Raw genomic sequence first — 16,362 nt, 5'->3', positions numbered from 1 at the left:
TTACGCGCCAAGCTCTTTGCGGATAATCTCTGCGCCAGCGCTGAGTGCTCTCAGCTTGCCGTTAGCAACCTGACGGGAGAGGGGAGCCATGCCGCAGTTGGTTGACGGATAAAGCTTGTCCGCATCGACAAACTGCAGCGCTTTACGCAGCGTATCGGCCACTTCCTCCGGCGTTTCAACCGTGTTGGTTGCTACGTCAATCGCGCCAACCATCACTTTTTTGCCTCGGATCAGCTCAAGCAGATCCATCGGCACGCGGGAGTTGTGGCACTCCAGGGAGATGATGTCGATGTTAGAGGTCTGCAGCTTAGGGAAGGCCTCTTCGTACTGGCGCCACTCGGATCCGAGCGTCTTTTTCCAGTCGGTATTGGCCTTGATGCCGTAGCCGTAGCAAATGTGTACCGCGGTCTCGCACTTCAGCCCTTCAATGGCGCGTTCCAGCGCGGCGATGCCCCAGTCGTTGACCTCGTCAAAAAAGACGTTAAACGCCGGTTCGTCGAACTGGATAATATCCACGCCCGCGGCCTCTAACTCACGCGCTTCCTGGTTGAGGATTTTGGCGAATTCCCAGGCCAGCTTTTCGCGGCTTTTATAGTGCGCGTCGTAGAGGGTGTCGATCATGGTCATCGGCCCCGGCAGGGCCCATTTGATCGGCTTGTCCGTAAGCTGGCGCAGGTACCTGGCATCGTCGACGAAGACCGGTTTCTGGCGCGCAACCGCAGAAACTACGGTCGGCACGCTGGCGTCATAACGGTTACGAATGCGCACCGTCTGGCGGTTCTCAAAATCAACGCCGCTCAGGTGTTCAATAAAGGTGGTGACGAAGTGCTGGCGGGTCTGTTCCCCGTCGCTGACGATATCGATTCCCGCACGGATCTGCTCATCCAGAGACAGGCGCAGCGCATCCTGCTTGCCCGCCAGCAGTTCCTGATCCTGTAATTTCCAGGGTGACCACAGCGTTTCAGGTTGCGCAAGCCAGGTCGGCTTTGGCAGGCTGCCAGCGGTAGAAGTCGGGAGCAATGTTTTCATAATAAAAGACCTTTTTTAAAGTATTAAAGCGTGTAGTTATCAGACCACTGCTCAAGAATGTGTTTGTAAGGCTTAATAAAGTATTCTTCGGTAAACCGACCCTGTTCAATCGCCAAACGGCTTCGCTCTTCCCGGTCATACACAATTTTGGTTAAGGAGTGATCCTGCTGGTTCAGATCCGGTCGGTAGCACAGCCCGGCCGCCGAGTTGGCGTTATAAATCTCCGGGCGATAGATCTTCTGGAACGTCTCCATCGTGCTGATGGTGGCAATCAGTTCGAGATCGGAGTAATCACTCAGCAAATCCCCGGTGAAGAAGAAGGCGAACGGCGCCACGCTGTGTTCCGGCATAAAGTAGCGGACGCTCAGGCCCATCTTCGCGAAGTACTGCTCCGTTAGCGATTCGCCGTCCGGCTGATACTCAACGCCCAGCACGGGGTGCTGGTTGCCGGTGCGGCGATAGGTATCTTTGCTGGAGACGCTCAGGCAAATCACCGGTCCTTTTGTGAAGTTCTCTTTGTATTCCTGTGAACTCACAAAATGGCGGAAAATATTACCGTGCAGTTCGCCAAACTTTTCCGGGATGCTGAAGTGCTGCTGGTTCTTGTTGTGCTCCAGCAGCAGGACGCTGAAATCATAATCCCGCACGTAAGACGAGAAGTTATTCCCGACGATGCCAGGGATGCGCAGGTTGTTTTTCTTGTCGACAATAGTGGTTTGCAGTATCTCAATAGCCGGGAACGGCTTTTCCGCGCCAATGTTCAAATCGACAGAGATGATTTCAAGCTCAACCGCATAGCGATCGGCGTTTGGGTTATCCCAGCGCGCCAGAGCGTTGAAGCGGTTGTTTATCATCACCAGCGTATTGCGCAGGTTTTCCTGACGTTTTTCCCCGCGCGCCAGGTTGGCAAAGTTGGTGGTCGTACGCGTATTTTCAGACGGGTTGTAATTCTCATCGAAGCAACTGCGCTTAAGGGTATATGTGAAAGCTTTGCTCATTGTGGTTATGCATCCTAAGTTCATGTTGCTAAGAAGTTACCAATGCATAATTTATGCCTGAGCCCGCGGCGCAGGGGAAGTGACTTAATTTCACTGCAACATGAGGGAAGTTCATGATGTTGATCACAAATTCCCACGACTCCCGTTTAGTGCCAGTTTTTTTGCTAAGCAGACGGCTTCTTGCCTGCCGATGTAGGGACCATAGTTGTCAATTACGCGGTAGCCATTTCGCTCATAGAATTTCACCGCACGAGCATTAACGTGTCGGGTTTCTAGCCAGATTTCGCTATAACCTAAACGCTGTGCCGACGCTTCAAGAAAAGCCAGTAAAACCTTACCAATACCCGGCTCGCTCCTGTCGGAATACATGCGTTTCAGCTCGGCAACCTGTTCGGAAAGTGGTCGTAGTGCGGCACATCCAACGGCATCACCTGTTTCATTCCTGGCGACCAACCACAGGGCGCGTTCGGCCATCATCGAGTCGACGTTAAAATGACGCGTACCGCCATCCCCGGTAATGTTCGCCAGTTCTGATGATAATTTTTCAATCAGACTCAGGGATTCAGAAGAGTGCAGGTCGGCTTTTTGAATCGTTATCATTGGAGTGTTCCATTGTGTTTTATTTTGCAGGCGTCAAATTATCAGACGGTTAAGGTGAACCGTCCTATGTTTTACTTATGTTTCGGCACGCCCTTAATGACGCTATAATCCCCAAAATTTCCAACCGGTTTAGAAACAATCATGACAAAACTCACCTTACAAGAGCAGATGCTGAAAGCGGGCCTGGTCAGCAGCAAGAAAGCGGCGAAAGTGCAGCGCACGGCAAAGAAATCACGCGTTCAGGCGCGTGAGGCTCGGGAAGCGGTAGAAGAGAACAAGAAGGCGCAGATCGAGCGTGACAAGCTGCTGAGCGAGCAGCAGAAGCAGGCCGTGATGGCGAAAGAGTTTAAGGCGCAGGTGAAGCAGCTGATTGAGATGAATCGCATCACCGTGGCGAAAGGCAACATCACCTTTAATTTCACCGACGGTAATCTGATCAAAAAAATCGACGTCGACAAGCAAACCCAGGCTCAGCTGATCAACGGTCGTCTGGCGATTGCCCGTCTGGTGATTAACGCCAGCGGCGACTGCGAATACGCAATTATCCCGGCGGTGGTGGCCGATAAAATTGCCCAGCGCGATGCCGACAGCATCGTGTTAAACAGCGCGCTCAGCCAGGAAGAGCAGGACGAAGACGATCCGTACGCGGACTTCAAAATCCCTGACGATTTGATGTGGTAAAACGCGTTCAGAACGGGGCGGCGTGACGGGCGTTAACCGGCTCTCCGCTCACGGGATGAATAAAATTCAGCTCGCTGGCATGCAGCATCAGCCGGGGCGTTCCTTCAGCGCCCGGTACGTCAAGACCACCATACAGATCGCAGCCCAGAATCGGGTGCCCCAGCCGCTGGCAGTGAATACGCAGCTGATGGGTTCGCCCGGTCTCCGGAGTAAGTTCAACCCGCGTTAACGGCAGTCCCGTCTCCTGATAAAACCGTTCCATCACCCGGTAGCGGGAGCGGGCGGGTTTCCCGGTGATGGCGCAGATCGACATCAGCGGGAACAGCGCCGGGTCTTTGGCAATCGGCGCATCGATTACACCTTCGTCATTTTCCACATGTCCGCAAAGCAGGGCGCTGTAGACTTTCTCCACGCTACGCTGGCTGAACTGCTGGCACAGTGCCGCGTTGATGGCCTTATTGCGCGCAACCACCATCAGCCCGGACGTGCCGAAGTCCAGGCGGTGTACCAGCGTGCAGCCGGGGAAGGTCTGGACCAGACGATAGTGAACGGAATCAAGGTTTTGCGGGTTTTTGCCCGAGAGGCTGAGCAGGCCGGAAGGCTTATCGATCAGCAGCAGATGTTCATCCTGCCAGAGGATCTGAATGTCATCGTGACACGGTGGGGCAATAAAAGAATCAATGATCGCAGACATCAGGCCGCCCGGCTGGAGAGTGGGAGCGGATGATAACGAAATGCGGGAGAAAAGAAAAACCCTCCCACCGGGCGGTGAGAGGGTGAAGTCTTACGCTGCAACCAGGCTGTCGATAGCGGCTTTCGCGTCGGTCTGCGCTTTGGTCGCCACTTCAGGACCGTAGGCGATGCCTTCTGCGAACACGAAGTTCACGTCAGTGATGCCGATGAAGCCCAGGAACAGGCTCAGGTACGGCGCAACCAGGTCGGTTGGGGTGTCTTTATGAATGCCGCCACGGCTGGTCAGTACGATCGCACGTTTGCCTTTCACCAGACCTTCAGGGCCATTCTCAGTGTAACGGAAGGTTACGCCAGCGCGTGCTACCAGGTCGAAGTAGTTCTTCAGCTGGGTAGGGATGTTGAAGTTGTACATTGGGGCGTTGATGACGATAACGTCGTGCGCCTGCAGCTCGGCAATCAGCTCGTCAGAGAGCGCCAGGGCTTCCTGCTGACGTGGGCTCAGCGGCGCATCGCTTGGGCGCAGCGCGCCAACCAGCTCGCCATCCAGCACAGGAATTGGGTTTGCAGCCAGGTCACGCACGGTGATTTCGTCAGCAGAATGCTGTTCACGCCACTGTTCAACGAAGTAATCAGACAGCTGACCAGACTGAGAGTACCCTGCCAGAATACTGGATTTCAAAACTAATACTTTGCTCATGGGTGATTCCTGTTTTTGCATTTGATTGAAGGGGGTTGCCCCGTTGCTTGTTGACACTCTATTCACAATCCTGCCATAGAGATAGCGCAATATATCGAAGCCTATGTTCGAATTTTTTGAATAAGGCGCGAAAGGCGTCAGTGTGGTACTCTATAGCAATCATTAAAAAGAGAATTTATCAGGGCGTGTACTGCCCTTTAACACTATGACAGAACAACAAAAATTCACCTTCCCGATGCTCCTGCAACTGCTCGATTCTCTGATGCTGCGCGACAAACAGCGTTTCGCCCGCCGTCTGCACGGCGTTAAGAAGGTTAAAAATCCTGATGCTCAGCAGGCCATTTACCAGGAGATGGCGAAAGAGATTGAACAGGCGGCAGGGAAAGTCTTGCTGCGCGAAGCCGCGCGCCCGGCGATTACCTACCCGGAAAACCTGCCCGTCAGCCAGAAAAAACAGGACATCCTTGAGGCCGTCCGCGACCACCAGGTGGTGATTGTCGCGGGTGAAACCGGTTCGGGGAAAACCACCCAGCTGCCGAAAATCTGTATGGAGCTGGGCCGCGGGATCAAAGGCCTGATTGGCCACACCCAGCCGCGTCGTCTGGCGGCGCGCACCGTTGCCAACCGTATTGCCGAAGAGCTGCAGACGGAGCCGGGCGGCTGCATCGGCTACAAGGTCCGTTTCAGCGACCACGTTAGCGATAACACCATGGTCAAGCTGATGACCGACGGTATTCTGCTGGCGGAAATCCAGCAGGATCGCCTGCTGATGCAGTACGACACCATCATCATTGACGAAGCGCACGAGCGCAGCCTGAACATCGATTTCCTGCTCGGCTACCTGAAAGAGCTGCTGCCGCGCCGCCCGGATCTGAAAATCATCATCACCTCCGCGACCATCGATCCGGAGCGCTTCTCGAAGCACTTCAACAATGCGCCGATCGTCGAGGTGTCAGGACGCACGTACCCCGTGGAAGTGCGCTATCGCCCGATTGTGGAAGAGGCGGATGATACCGAGCGCGACCAGCTGCAGGCCATTTTTGATGCCGTTGACGAGCTGGGTAACGAAAGCGCGGGCGACATTCTGATCTTCATGAGCGGCGAGCGCGAAATCCGCGACACCGCCGATGCGCTCAGCAAGCGCGACCTGCGCCATACCGAGATCCTGCCGCTGTACGCCCGTCTGTCCAACAGCGAGCAGAACCGCGTCTTCCAGCCGCACGGCGGGCGACGTATCGTTCTGGCGACCAACGTGGCGGAAACCTCGCTGACCGTGCCGGGGATTAAATACGTTATCGACCCGGGCACGGCCCGCATCAGCCGCTACAGCTACCGCACGAAGGTCCAGCGGCTGCCGATTGAGCCGGTCTCCCAGGCATCCGCTAACCAGCGTAAGGGCCGCTGCGGCCGCGTGTCGGAAGGGATCTGTATTCGTCTCTATTCCGAAGACGATTTCCTGTCGCGCCCGGAATTCACCGACCCGGAAATTCTGCGCACCAACCTGGCGTCCGTTATCCTGCAGATGACCGCCCTGGGGCTGGGCGACATCGCGGCGTTTCCGTTCGTCGAAGCGCCGGACAAACGCAACATTCAGGACGGCGTGCGTCTGCTGGAAGAGCTCGGGGCGATTACCACCGACGAGCAGGCGACGGTTTATAAGCTGACGCCGCTGGGCCGCCAGCTCAGCCAGCTCCCGGTCGACCCGCGTCTGGCGCGCATGGTTCTGGAAGCGCAAAAGCACGGCTGCGTGCGCGAGGCGATGATCATCACCTCTGCTCTCTCCATTCAGGACCCGCGCGAGCGTCCGATGGACAAACAGCAGGCGTCGGACGAAAAGCACCGCCGCTTCCACGACAAAGAGTCCGATTTCCTCGCCTTCGTGAACCTGTGGAACTACCTCGGCGAGCAGCAGAAAGCGCTCTCCTCGAACCAGTTCCGCCGCCAGTGCCGCGTGGATTTCCTCAACTACCTGCGCGTGCGCGAGTGGCAGGATATCTACACCCAGCTGCGCCAGGTGGTGAAAGAGCTGGGCATTCCGGTGAACAGCGAACCGGCGGAGTACCGCGAAATCCATATCGCGCTGCTGACCGGCCTGCTGTCCCACATTGGAATGAAGGACGCCGAGAAGCAGGAGTATACCGGCGCGCGCAACGCCCGTTTCGCCATCTTCCCGGGTTCCGGCCTTTTCAAGAAGCCGCCGAAGTGGACCATGGTCGCGGAGCTGGTGGAAACCAGCCGCCTGTGGGGACGCATTGCGGCCCGTATCGATCCGGAATGGGTGGAGCCGGTGGCGCAGCATCTGCTTAAGCGCTCGTACAGTGAACCGCACTGGGAGCGCGCGCAGGGCGCGGTGATGGCGACCGAGAAAGTGACCGTTTACGGCCTGCCGGTGGTCGCCGCGCGTAAGGTCAACTACAGCCAGATCGATCCGGCCCTGTGCCGCGAGCTGTTTATCCGCCACGCGCTGGTGGAGGGTGACTGGCAGACGCGGCACGCCTTCTTCCGTGAAAACCTGAAGCTGCGCGCCGAAGTGGAAGAGCTGGAGCATAAATCGCGCCGCCGCGACATCCTGGTGGATGATGAAGCGCTGTTCGAGTTTTACGACCAGCGCATCAGCCACGATGTTATCTCTGCCCGCCACTTCGACAGCTGGTGGAAGAAGGCCAGCAAAGAGACGCCGGACCTGCTCAACTTTGAAAAGAGCATGCTGATTAAAGAGGGAGCGGAGTCGGTCAGCAAGCTCGACTACCCGAACTTCTGGCATCAGGGCAACCTCAAGCTGCGTCTGACCTATCAGTTTGAGCCAGGGGCAGACGCGGACGGCGTGACCGTCCACATTCCGCTGCCGCTGTTAAACCAGGTGGACGAGAGCGGGTTCGAGTGGCAAATCCCCGGCCTGCGCCGCGAGCTGGTGATTGCGCTGATCAAATCCCTGCCGAAACCGGTGCGCCGCAACTTTGTGCCTGCGCCAAACTACGCGGAAGCGTTTTTGGGCCGCGTCACGCCGCTGGAGCTGCCGCTGCTGGACGCGCTGGAGCGTGAATTCCGCCGCATGACTGGGACGACCATCGACCGCGACGACTGGAACTGGGATCAGGTGCCCGATCACCTGAAAATCACCTTCCGCGTGGTGGACGATAAAAACAAAAAGCTGCTGGAAGGGCGTTCGCTGAGCGAGCTGAAAGAGGCGCTGAAAGGCAAAGTCCAGGAGACGCTCTCTGCGGTGGCCGACGACGGCATCGAGCAGAGCGGGCTGCATATCTGGAGCTTTGGCCAGCTTCCGGAAAGCTACGAGCAGAAGCGCGGCAATTATAAGGTGAAAGCCTGGCCTGCGCTGGTGGACGAGCGCGACAGCGTGGCGATCAAACTGTTTGATAACCCGCAGGAACAGCAGCAGATGATGTGGCGCGGGCTGCGTCGCCTGCTGCTGCTCAACATCCCGTCGCCGATCAAGTATCTGCACGAGAAGCTGCCGAACAAGGCCAAGCTGGGGCTCTACTTTAACCCGTACGGCAAGGTGCTGGATCTGATTGACGACTGCATCTCCTGCGGCGTGGACAAACTGATCCACGAGGCGGGCGGCCCGGTCTGGACGGAAGAGGGCTTTGCCCAGCTGCATGAAAAGGTGCGTGCGGAGCTGAACGACACCGTGGTGGAGATTGCCAAACAGGTCGAGCAGATCCTCACCACCGTGTTCAATATCAACAAGCGCCTGAAGGGGCGCGTGGATATGACCATGGCGCTGGGGCTGTCGGATGTTAAAGCGCAGATGGCGGGACTGGTGTACCGTGGCTTTGTGACCGGCAACGGCTTCAATCGTCTCGGCGATACGCTGCGCTATCTGCAGGCGATTGAAAAACGGCTGGAGAAGATGGCCATCGATCCGCACCGCGATCGCGCGCAGATGCTGAAAGTGGAGAGCGTCCAGCAGGCGTGGCAGCAGTGGCTCAACAAACTGCCGCCTGCCCGCCGCGACGATGAAGACGTGCAGGCGATCCGCTGGATGATCGAGGAGCTGCGCGTCAGCTTCTTTGCCCAGCAGCTCGGTACGCCGTATCCGATTTCGGATAAGCGTATTCTGCAGGCGATGGAGCAGATTTCCGGTTAAACCCTTGCCGGGTTTTCTCCCTCTCCCTGTGGGAGAGGGTCGGGGTGAGGGCATCAGCCCGCACAATTTTCACCCGTTCACAATCGCCAGCGTAAACCCATCCCATCCCTTAACCCCCACCGTTTGCAGCGCGGTGGCGGTTAAACGCGGATTATCCCCTATCATCTCAATAAAACGCCGCACCCCCAGCACGCGCGCGTCGTCGCTTTCCCCGTTGATTACCTCGCCGTCACGCACCACATTATCGCCGATAATTACCGTGCCGGGGCGGGAGTAGTGCAGCGCCCACTCCAGATAGCCGGGATTGTTTGGCTTATCGGCATCAATAAAGATCAGGTCGAACGGCGGAACCTCGCCGAAATTCTCCAGCGAGCTCAGGGCCGGGCCTTCAATTAATTCAATGCGTTCGTCTAGCCCCGCGAGGTGAATATTCTGGCGGGCAACCCCGGCATGCGTCGGATCGGCCTCAAGCGTAATCAGCTTACCGTCCGGCGGCAGCGCGCGCGCCATCCAGATTGAGCTGTAGGCACCCAGCGTCCCAATCTCAAGAATACGTCTTGCCTGCGTCATGCGCACGAACAGCGCCAGCAGCTGCCCCTGATTGGCCGCTACGTCGTGCTCGGGGAGCCCGGCGCGTTTGTTGTTTTCCAGAACCAGATTCAGTACGTCATCGTCAGAGATAAGAGAAGAAATCATGTAATTATCTACGGCAGACCATTTTTGTTGCATAGATTGACTCCTTGGGTTTTCTCCCTCTCCGTGTGGGAGAGGGCCGGGGTGATGGCATCAGCGCCCAAACCGGGTTTACGCGCTATTCCAGCCGCCGCCCAGCGCTTTATACAAATCAATCTGCGCCAGCAGCAGGTTGTTTTTCACCTGCACGACGCTGGTCTGAACCGAGTACAGCGTGCGCTGGGCGTCCAGCACGTCAAGATACGAGGAGTAGCCGTTGCGATTGCGGTTCTGCGCAATGCGCAGCGTCTCCTGGGCCACCTCCTGCTGGGCAAGCAGCTCCGTCAGCTGTTCCTGATAGCGACTTATCGCATCAAGGCTGTTGTTCACTTCGGCAAACGCGTTACGCACGGTTTTTTCATAGGCGTAGAGCACCTGGTTACGCTGGGACTGAGAAATATCCACCTGCGCATTCAGCGCCTGGCGGTTCAGCAGCGGGGCGAGAATACTGCCCCCGACGCTCCAGAGCTGAAGCGGGTTGTCCAGCAGGCCGGAAAGAGTGCGATCCTGAACCGATCCGCTGGCGGTCAGGTTGATCGACGGCAGCAGGCTGGCGCGCGACGCCGCGAGCGAGGCATCCGCCGCCACCAGCTGGCGTTCGGCCTGGACGATATCCGGCCTGCGGTTCAGGAGCGCAGAAGGCAGCTGCGACGGCAGCGTCAGCGGCGTCAGCGTCTCATAGCGTTCACTGCGCGCCACCTCGCCGGGATTGCTTCCCAGCAGCAGGCTGAGGGCATTCTCCTGCTGCGCAATCTGGTGCTGCAGCACGGGCACCTGCGCCCGCGTTGAGCGCAGTTCGGAATCCGACTGCATTAGCTCCAGGCGCGAGCTGTAGCCCGTCTCAAACTGACGTTTCGCGAGGTTAAACGCCTCTTCGCGTGATTTCAGGGTGGATTCGGTCACGCGCAGCTGTTCGTCAAGCGAGAGCAGGGTGACATACCCTGATGCAACGGAAGACGCGACGGTCAAATCCGCGGCGGCAGCGGCGGCTTTTTGCGCCGCCAGCGAAGCCTCGGCGGCATTGGCCGTGCTGCGGTTGACGCCCCAGATATCCACGTCATAGCTCGCCGTCAGGCTACCTCTGTACAGCGTGCCGTAGACCGGCAGTCCGGTCGCGGCGGACTGCGAACGGGCGCGCGTCCCGGTTACGCCCGCGTCAAGCGAAGGAAACAGGCTCCCGTCAGCTGCATAGACACGCGCCTGATACTCGTTAATTCGTTCGCGGGCGATCAGCACGTCGCTGTTATTCTTAAGCGCCTGATCCACATAGCGGTTGAGGTGGTTGTCATGAAAATTGCGCCACCAGAGCTGCTCCGCCGGGCTGGCAGGGCCAGAGACGGTGCGCCACTGCGCAGGAATTTGCAGCGTCGGCTGCGCCGGTTTTACGTCGACGGACTGGCATCCGGCCAGCATGACCGCCGCCGCCAGCGCGGCAATCGGACGAAGGATCATTACTTCGCCTCCCGCGTATCAATGGTCACCTGTACCGACATGCCCGGACGCAGCAGGGCGGAGTCCTCAGGCTTACCGAGCACCTCAATACGCACCGGAATACGCTGGGCAATTTTGACAAAGTTGCCGGTGGCGTTGTCCGGCGTGATGGCGCTGAACTCCACGCCGGTCGCCGGGGAAATACTCTCCACGCGGCCCTGATACGCTTTGTTGTTCAGGGCATCTACGGTGAACTTCACCGGCTGGCCGACGCGCAGCTCTGCGAGCTGAGTCTCTTTAATATTCGCAATGACCCAGTGCTGAGGAGGCACAAGGGTGGTGAGATGGGTTCCGGCGGTCACGTACGCCCCGAGACGCACGGCGATCTGGCCGAGCTGGCCGTCGCGCGGGGCGATGATGCGGGTGTTTTGCAGGTCAATCTGCGCCAGCTCAAGCGCCGCTTTCGCGTTTTCGACATCCGCCTCCAGCGCGCCGCGGTTCACAATCACCGTCTGCAGATCCTGACGCGACATCTCAAGGGCGGCTTTCGCCTGGTCGATGTCGGCACTGCCCTGGGCGGCACTGGCCAGCGCCGCGTCGCGCTCGCGAATGGAAAGCGAGCCGTCGGACGTCAGCTCTTTCACCCGCTTTAAATCCGCCTGGCTTTTCAGGCTCTGGGCGCGGGCATTTTTCAGCGCGGCGTCATTTTTGGCGATGACGGCTTCGGCGCTTTTACGCTGCTGCAGGTTGTTATTCAGGGCGGCAATTTTCATCGCCAGCTGCGCCTCGGCCTGGTGCACGCGCTGACGGTAGATACGGTCATCAATCTGCAGCAGCAGGTCGCCTTTTTTGACCTGCTCAAAGTCCTGAACCTTCACCTCGGTGATATAGCCGTTTACCTGCGGGCTTATAAACGTCGTCTGACCGCGCACGTAGGCATTATCGGTAAACTGCGCATGACGGGTGAACGGCGGCAGCTGCCACGCGTAAAGGATCACCAGCACGCCAACAATACCGATGGCGGCGGCGGTAAAAACGGAAACAATGCGCACATTTTTGCGGGTGTTGGCCTGCTCTTTGGCGGCATCCTGCTGACTCATAAACTCTCCAGAACTCTATCAATTATTTGTTGCCGGTGGCGTTCTTCAGCGCCAGACGGGCAGTGATGCGCAGGCGCAGCAAGCGCCATAAAATCCAGACCAGCGTGGCGGCAGCGATGCTCGCCGTCAGCAGATAAGTATCGTTGTAAGCCAGAATATTCGCCTCCAGCGCGGTGACCGTTTGCAGCTGCGTTATTGCCTGGGTGCCCAGCAGCGCGCTGTCGCCAATCAGGCTTTTGTACATCTGGGTATAAAGCTGAATTCGCTCGTTGACCAGCGGGTTGAGCGTGGTGAGCTGGTCCGCCAGCAGGCTGGAGTGGTACTTCTCGCGCCAGGTCTGGAAGGTGCCGAGGATCGCGGAGCCCAGCAGGCCGCCGAGGTTCTGGCTCATGCCAAACATCACCGAGAAGCTGACCAGGTTACGCGGGTCGGCGATCACGCCGCCAATGGCGGCCAGCATGGCGGGCGCCAGGAAGAAGGCGCTGCCGAATCCCAGCAGGAACTGGCTTACCATCAGCTGATCCGGGCGGGTCAGGTTGTTGGACTGGCTGTCCAGCAGCGAGGCAACAATCATCAGCGCCAGGGAGGTAATGATTGGCCACGCCAGTTTCGTCGGCTTGATGGTGAGACAGCTGGTGACGATCCCGCAGACGATCCCGGCGAAAATAGACCACGCCAGGTGCGTCATCTGCTCGTTCTGCAAGCCCACGTACTGTAGCCAGCCGATGACGCCGGTGTTCTGCTCGGCCAGCACGATACGGATCAGCAGCATAATCAGCCCCAGGCGGACGATGCTGCCGCTCGACAGCCAGCGGGTGTTCAGCAGCGGGTTAGTGCGGTTATGTTCAAAGACGATGGCCACCACAATCAGCACCAGCGATAGCGCCAGCGACCAGCCAATCCACGGCGCTTCGAACCACCAGTCAAGGCGGCCTAACGAGAGTACGGCGCAGAGCAGGGCCATCCCGGGGGCCATTAAAAAGAAGGTGATAAAGTCTTTTTTCTCGAATACCTTGCGCCGGTCGCCCGGCGGCAGTTTTAAGGCTATCACGCAGGCCAGGGAGATCAGCGCCAGCCCCAGCTCGAAGAAATAGAGCCCGCGCCACTCGTCCAGCTGCAGCAGCTCGGTTGAAAACAGGCGCGCCAGCGGGATGGCGAGCGACGACCCGGTGATGCCAATGGTCAGCGCCTTCAGGCGGTGCTTCGCAGGCCAGGCCTGGATCTGGTAATAAATCCCCAGCGAGCTGAGCGCGGCGGCCACCATGCCGTGCGCGGCGCGAACCATCAGCGCCGAGCTGAGATCGTTAACGAACAGGTGGAAAAAGGTGACCAGCACGTACAGCACCAGAAACCCTTCCGTAAAGGCCCGCAGACCGTACTGCTGGCGGAATTTGACCAGCAGCAGGTTAATGGAGATGTTGGTCATCACATAGACCGCGGGCAGCCACGCGATTTCAGTCGACCAGGCGCCGAATGTCCCCTGCAAATTTTGCAGGTTGGCGGTCACCACCGCATTCCCCAGCGCCCCCGTCAGGCAGACCAGCAGGCCCACTACGCCGTAGGCAATGCGTTTTGGCGTACTGTGTTCGGGCGTGGAGGGCGAACCCAGCAGGGCGGGTTTCTCATGTGGCTGCCACTCGCGAGGAGCATAAGGGTCGCGTTCGGGCAGGCGCATAACGTCGTTTACCTTAGAAATGATTGAATAATTAGCGGGCTAGCGATTCTACGTCTGCCGCAAATGATAATTCAAGTGAATATGATTTACGCATGTTAATCAAATGGTGAAGGGAAATTTAAGGAAAAAGAGCGGCCCGCAGGACGGGCCGGGAACGGTCAGAGACGTTCGGGCTGCGCCTGGATGAGTGTTGCACGCTTAACGCGGCTGGCGCAGAAAATCGCGATTAAGGAAATGGTTACCGTGACGGCAAGATACCAGGCCACCGGCACCCAGTCGCCGTCGTATTTCGCCAGCAGGCCGGTCGCAATCAGCGGGGCGGTACCGCCTGCCAGCGCGGCACCCAGCTGATAGCCGAGCGTAATGCCGGTGTAGCGCACGTTTGCACTAAAAATTTCAGAGCACAGCGTGCCGAGCACCGCCGTGACAGGGGCCCACAGCACGCCAAAGGCGATGACCGTCGCGAGCACGATGCCCCAGGTTGTACCGGTATTGAGCAGCATAAACCACGGTACGATAAACAGGCCCAGCACGAAGACGCTGATTGCGTACATGCGCTGACGGCCTATTTTATCGGAGAGCAACCCCATCAGCGGGATCATAATGGTCGCTACCAGAGCTCCCAGCGTCACGGCTTCCAGCGCCTGTGATTTTTGATAGGTCAGCGTGCTGGTGGCATAGCTCACTACAAACGTAGAGAAGATGTAGAAGGGGGCGGTTTCAACCACCTTCAGACCGGCGGCGATCAGCACTTCACGCCAGTGATGCTTCAGCGTATCGCGCAGCGGGGCCTTAGCCACCTGACCGGACGCTTTGACTCTCTTAAAATCGGGCGTTTCATCAATATCCTTGCGGATCCACAGGCCGAGCAACACCAGAACCGAACTCAGCAGGAACGGGATACGCCAGCCCCAGGAGAGAAAATCCTCCTCGCTGAACAGTGTCATCAGCGAAACGATAAAGGTTGCCATCAGCATGCCGATGGTGACGCCCGCCTGAGGAATGCTGCCGAAGAAGCCTTTACGTTTTTCTGGCGCGTATTCATAGGCCAGCAGCAGCGCGCCGGCCCATTCACCGCCGATGCCCATCCCCTGAATGATGCGCATCAGGATCAGCAGAGCAGGGGCCCACAGGCCGATCATCTCATATGTGGGCAGCAGGCCAATCATAACGGTTGCACCTCCCATCAAAGAGAGGGTCAGCACGAGGGTTTTTTTACGTCCGATGCGGTCGCCAATGTGGGCGAAAAGTACCCCGCCAATGGGGCGAATAAAAAAGGTTAATGAGAAAGAGAGATACGAGAGAATGAGCCCGATCACCGGATCGACCATCGGGAAAAAGATCTTATTGAAGACCAGCGCGGCCGCCGTACCGTAGAGAAAATAGTCAAACCATTCAATGGCGCTCCCGGTAAGGCTGGCGATTAATACCTTTTTATTTTTTCGTAATACCGTCGTCGTACTTTCATGTTCTGTCATGACCTGAAACCCCGCCACGTTGATGATGAGAGAGAGGTGTCACCTGGCGCGCTTCAGGTGCAACCTGTGATGATGAAAAAGGTTGTGAAATTGTTAAGCAACTTAGGGTTGGATGTTGCTTTTGGCAAGCGCAGGGGGGATAAAACTGGTCAGATCACGGTGAAATAAGCAGCGCCGGGTGCTTTTTCATAACGCCTGAACAATACAATGTTTTGTAAGGCTGGGAATCAAAAGCATAATAGGCAGGTGCAACCCGATGATTTTTGGATGTTTCTGGTTATTTCAGAAAATGATAAATTCGGCGCTTCAACAACATGAGGAGTTCATCATGGTTCACCCCCATTTTCCCCTTCTGGCGGATGCCACGCTGGCGGCCATCAATACTGTCGGCGCATGGCTGGCGCAGGACGAACTGAGCGTGACGCGTCAGTCCCCGGAGATTGATGCGGTGATTCTGGCTGGAAACGCGGTGATCCCAACCATTGACGCGGCCTGCCGTTTTGCCGCGCAGAGAGAAGTCCCGCTACTGATTAGCGGCGGCATCGGGCATTCGACCAGCTTTTTATATGCTGCCATCGCCAGTCATCCGCGTTACCACACCGTACCGGTCGCAGGGCGGGCCGAAGCAAGCATTCTTGCCGACATTGCGCGGGAGTTCTGGCAGATCCCGCAGGCGCATCTGTGGGTTGAGGATCAATCCACCAACTGCGGTGAAAACGCGCGCTTTAGCTGGAACATGCTGAAACAGCGTCATCGAACGACCGGGCGGGTGCTGGTGGTGCAGGATCCGACGATGCAGCGCCGCACGATGGCGACGTTTGCCCGCGTGTGTCGTGATGAGCCCGATTCACCGGAGTGGACAAGCCATCCCGGGTTTACGCCAACGCTGCAAAACGGAAAAGATGGCGTGGAATTCGGTGAGGGCTACACCGCGCTGTGGCCCGTTGACCGCTATCTTTCTCTCGTTCTGGGGGAACTACCGCGCCTGTATGATGACGCAAACGGCTATGGCCCGGCCGGGCGGGATTATATTGCTCACGTTGAATTCCCCGAGGCCGTCATGGCCGCATGGAAACAGCTGCAGCAGGATCCGGTCCTGAAGGTGACGCGAAAAATCATCTGAGCACGGAACAATTCCCT

13 protein-coding genes are annotated in these 16,362 nt (G+C 57.8%); 3 read left to right on the top strand and 10 right to left on the bottom strand.

All coding sequences use genetic code 11. From position 1 onward, the window contains the following. The 3 genes from UR504_RS01375 to UR504_RS01365 form a co-directional block, all read right to left on the bottom strand. Complete coding sequence (locus UR504_RS01375) at nucleotides 1-1,029, bottom strand: methionine synthase (protein WP_111964677.1); 1,029 nt, start codon at nucleotides 1,027-1,029, stop codon at nucleotides 1-3. A 23-nt stretch (nucleotides 1,030-1,052) separates the two neighbouring features. Beyond that, nucleotides 1,053-2,027 (bottom strand): DUF1852 domain-containing protein, encoded by a 975-nt coding sequence (locus UR504_RS01370; protein ID WP_320739207.1) that lies wholly within the window; start codon nucleotides 2,025-2,027, stop codon nucleotides 1,053-1,055. 123 nt (nucleotides 2,028-2,150) lie between these two features. Further along, the gene (locus UR504_RS01365; RefSeq protein WP_127730749.1) at nucleotides 2,151-2,627 is read right to left on the bottom strand and encodes a GNAT family N-acetyltransferase; all 477 of its coding nucleotides are present in this window, start codon (nucleotides 2,625-2,627) and stop codon (nucleotides 2,151-2,153) included. 141 nt (nucleotides 2,628-2,768) lie between these two features. Here UR504_RS01365 and UR504_RS01360 point away from each other — a divergent pair, with 141 nt between their 5' ends. After that, nucleotides 2,769-3,308, top strand: a complete 540-nt coding sequence (locus UR504_RS01360) for a DUF2058 domain-containing protein (RefSeq protein ID WP_115875000.1) — start codon at nucleotides 2,769-2,771, stop codon at nucleotides 3,306-3,308. Between the two features lie 7 nt (nucleotides 3,309-3,315). Here UR504_RS01360 and UR504_RS01355 read toward each other — a convergent pair whose 3' ends face one another. Then, entirely contained in the window at nucleotides 3,316-4,002 is a 687-nt protein-coding gene (locus UR504_RS01355; RefSeq protein WP_271367828.1) for an RluA family pseudouridine synthase, read from the bottom strand. Nucleotides 4,003-4,092: 90 nt separating this feature from the next. Then, nucleotides 4,093-4,698, bottom strand: a complete 606-nt coding sequence (azoR, locus tag UR504_RS01350; protein WP_008502313.1) for an FMN-dependent NADH-azoreductase — start codon at nucleotides 4,696-4,698, stop codon at nucleotides 4,093-4,095. Nucleotides 4,699-4,903: 205 nt separating this feature from the next. Here azoR and hrpA point away from each other — a divergent pair, with 205 nt between their 5' ends. After that, nucleotides 4,904-8,806 (top strand): ATP-dependent RNA helicase HrpA, encoded by a 3,903-nt coding sequence (gene hrpA / locus UR504_RS01345; protein WP_320739205.1) that lies wholly within the window; start codon nucleotides 4,904-4,906, stop codon nucleotides 8,804-8,806. A 69-nt stretch (nucleotides 8,807-8,875) separates the two neighbouring features. Here hrpA and UR504_RS01340 read toward each other — a convergent pair whose 3' ends face one another. The 5 genes from UR504_RS01340 to UR504_RS01320 all read right to left on the bottom strand — a co-directional run bounded on the left by UR504_RS01340 (nucleotide 8,876) and on the right by UR504_RS01320 (nucleotide 15,222). Next, nucleotides 8,876-9,535: an O-methyltransferase gene (locus tag UR504_RS01340; protein WP_271367830.1), complete on the bottom strand. Its 660-nt coding sequence runs from the start codon at nucleotides 9,533-9,535 to the stop codon at nucleotides 8,876-8,878. A gap of 75 nt (nucleotides 9,536-9,610) precedes the next feature. Next, on the bottom strand, nucleotides 9,611-10,990 hold the full coding sequence (locus tag UR504_RS01335) for an efflux transporter outer membrane subunit (protein WP_320739204.1): 1,380 nt from the start codon (nucleotides 10,988-10,990) through the stop codon (nucleotides 9,611-9,613). Further along, nucleotides 10,990-12,069, bottom strand: coding sequence for an HlyD family secretion protein (locus UR504_RS01330; protein WP_239632472.1), 1,080 nt, complete (start codon nucleotides 12,067-12,069; stop codon nucleotides 10,990-10,992). Before UR504_RS01330 ends, UR504_RS01335 begins: the two co-directional genes overlap by 1 nt. 22 nt (nucleotides 12,070-12,091) lie before the next feature. Further along, nucleotides 12,092-13,744 carry an MFS transporter gene (locus UR504_RS01325; RefSeq protein WP_320739202.1) on the bottom strand — a complete coding sequence of 551 codons (1,653 nt, stop codon included), beginning with the start codon at nucleotides 13,742-13,744 and terminating at the stop codon, nucleotides 12,092-12,094. A 158-nt stretch (nucleotides 13,745-13,902) separates the two neighbouring features. Beyond that, nucleotides 13,903-15,222 carry an MFS transporter gene (locus UR504_RS01320; RefSeq protein WP_274243085.1) on the bottom strand — a complete coding sequence of 440 codons (1,320 nt, stop codon included), beginning with the start codon at nucleotides 15,220-15,222 and terminating at the stop codon, nucleotides 13,903-13,905. Nucleotides 15,223-15,550: 328 nt separating this feature from the next. Here UR504_RS01320 and UR504_RS01315 point away from each other — a divergent pair, with 328 nt between their 5' ends. Next, a complete protein-coding gene (locus tag UR504_RS01315) occupies nucleotides 15,551-16,345 on the top strand; it encodes a YdcF family protein (RefSeq protein ID WP_274243086.1) in 795 nt (264 codons plus the stop codon). Nucleotides 16,346-16,362: the final 17 nt, after the last annotated feature.

Source organism: Enterobacter sp. 241F3, from assembly GCF_034106785.1.
GTDB lineage: Bacteria > Pseudomonadota > Gammaproteobacteria > Enterobacterales > Enterobacteriaceae > Enterobacter > Enterobacter vonholyi.
Note: the sequence above shows the minus strand (reverse complement) of the source record. Positions and strands in the feature narration are given on the sequence as shown.

Coding starts and splice junctions, on each gene's coding strand:
- UR504_RS01375 (WP_111964677.1), bottom strand. CDS start 1,029: ATGAAAACATTGCTCCCGACTTCTACCGCTGGCAGCCTGCCAAAGCCG.
- UR504_RS01370 (WP_320739207.1), bottom strand. CDS start 2,027: ATGAGCAAAGCTTTCACATATACCCTTAAGCGCAGTTGCTTCGATGAG.
- UR504_RS01365 (WP_127730749.1), bottom strand. CDS start 2,627: ATGATAACGATTCAAAAAGCCGACCTGCACTCTTCTGAATCCCTGAGT.
- UR504_RS01360 (WP_115875000.1), top strand. CDS start 2,769: ATGACAAAACTCACCTTACAAGAGCAGATGCTGAAAGCGGGCCTGGTC.
- UR504_RS01355 (WP_271367828.1), bottom strand. CDS start 4,002: ATGTCTGCGATCATTGATTCTTTTATTGCCCCACCGTGTCACGATGAC.
- azoR (WP_008502313.1), bottom strand. CDS start 4,698: ATGAGCAAAGTATTAGTTTTGAAATCCAGTATTCTGGCAGGGTACTCT.
- hrpA (WP_320739205.1), top strand. CDS start 4,904: ATGACAGAACAACAAAAATTCACCTTCCCGATGCTCCTGCAACTGCTC.
- UR504_RS01340 (WP_271367830.1), bottom strand. CDS start 9,535: ATGCAACAAAAATGGTCTGCCGTAGATAATTACATGATTTCTTCTCTT.
- UR504_RS01335 (WP_320739204.1), bottom strand. CDS start 10,990: ATGATCCTTCGTCCGATTGCCGCGCTGGCGGCGGCGGTCATGCTGGCC.
- UR504_RS01330 (WP_239632472.1), bottom strand. CDS start 12,069: ATGAGTCAGCAGGATGCCGCCAAAGAGCAGGCCAACACCCGCAAAAAT.
- UR504_RS01325 (WP_320739202.1), bottom strand. CDS start 13,744: ATGCGCCTGCCCGAACGCGACCCTTATGCTCCTCGCGAGTGGCAGCCA.
- UR504_RS01320 (WP_274243085.1), bottom strand. CDS start 15,222: ATGACAGAACATGAAAGTACGACGACGGTATTACGAAAAAATAAAAAG.
- UR504_RS01315 (WP_274243086.1), top strand. CDS start 15,551: ATGGTTCACCCCCATTTTCCCCTTCTGGCGGATGCCACGCTGGCGGCC.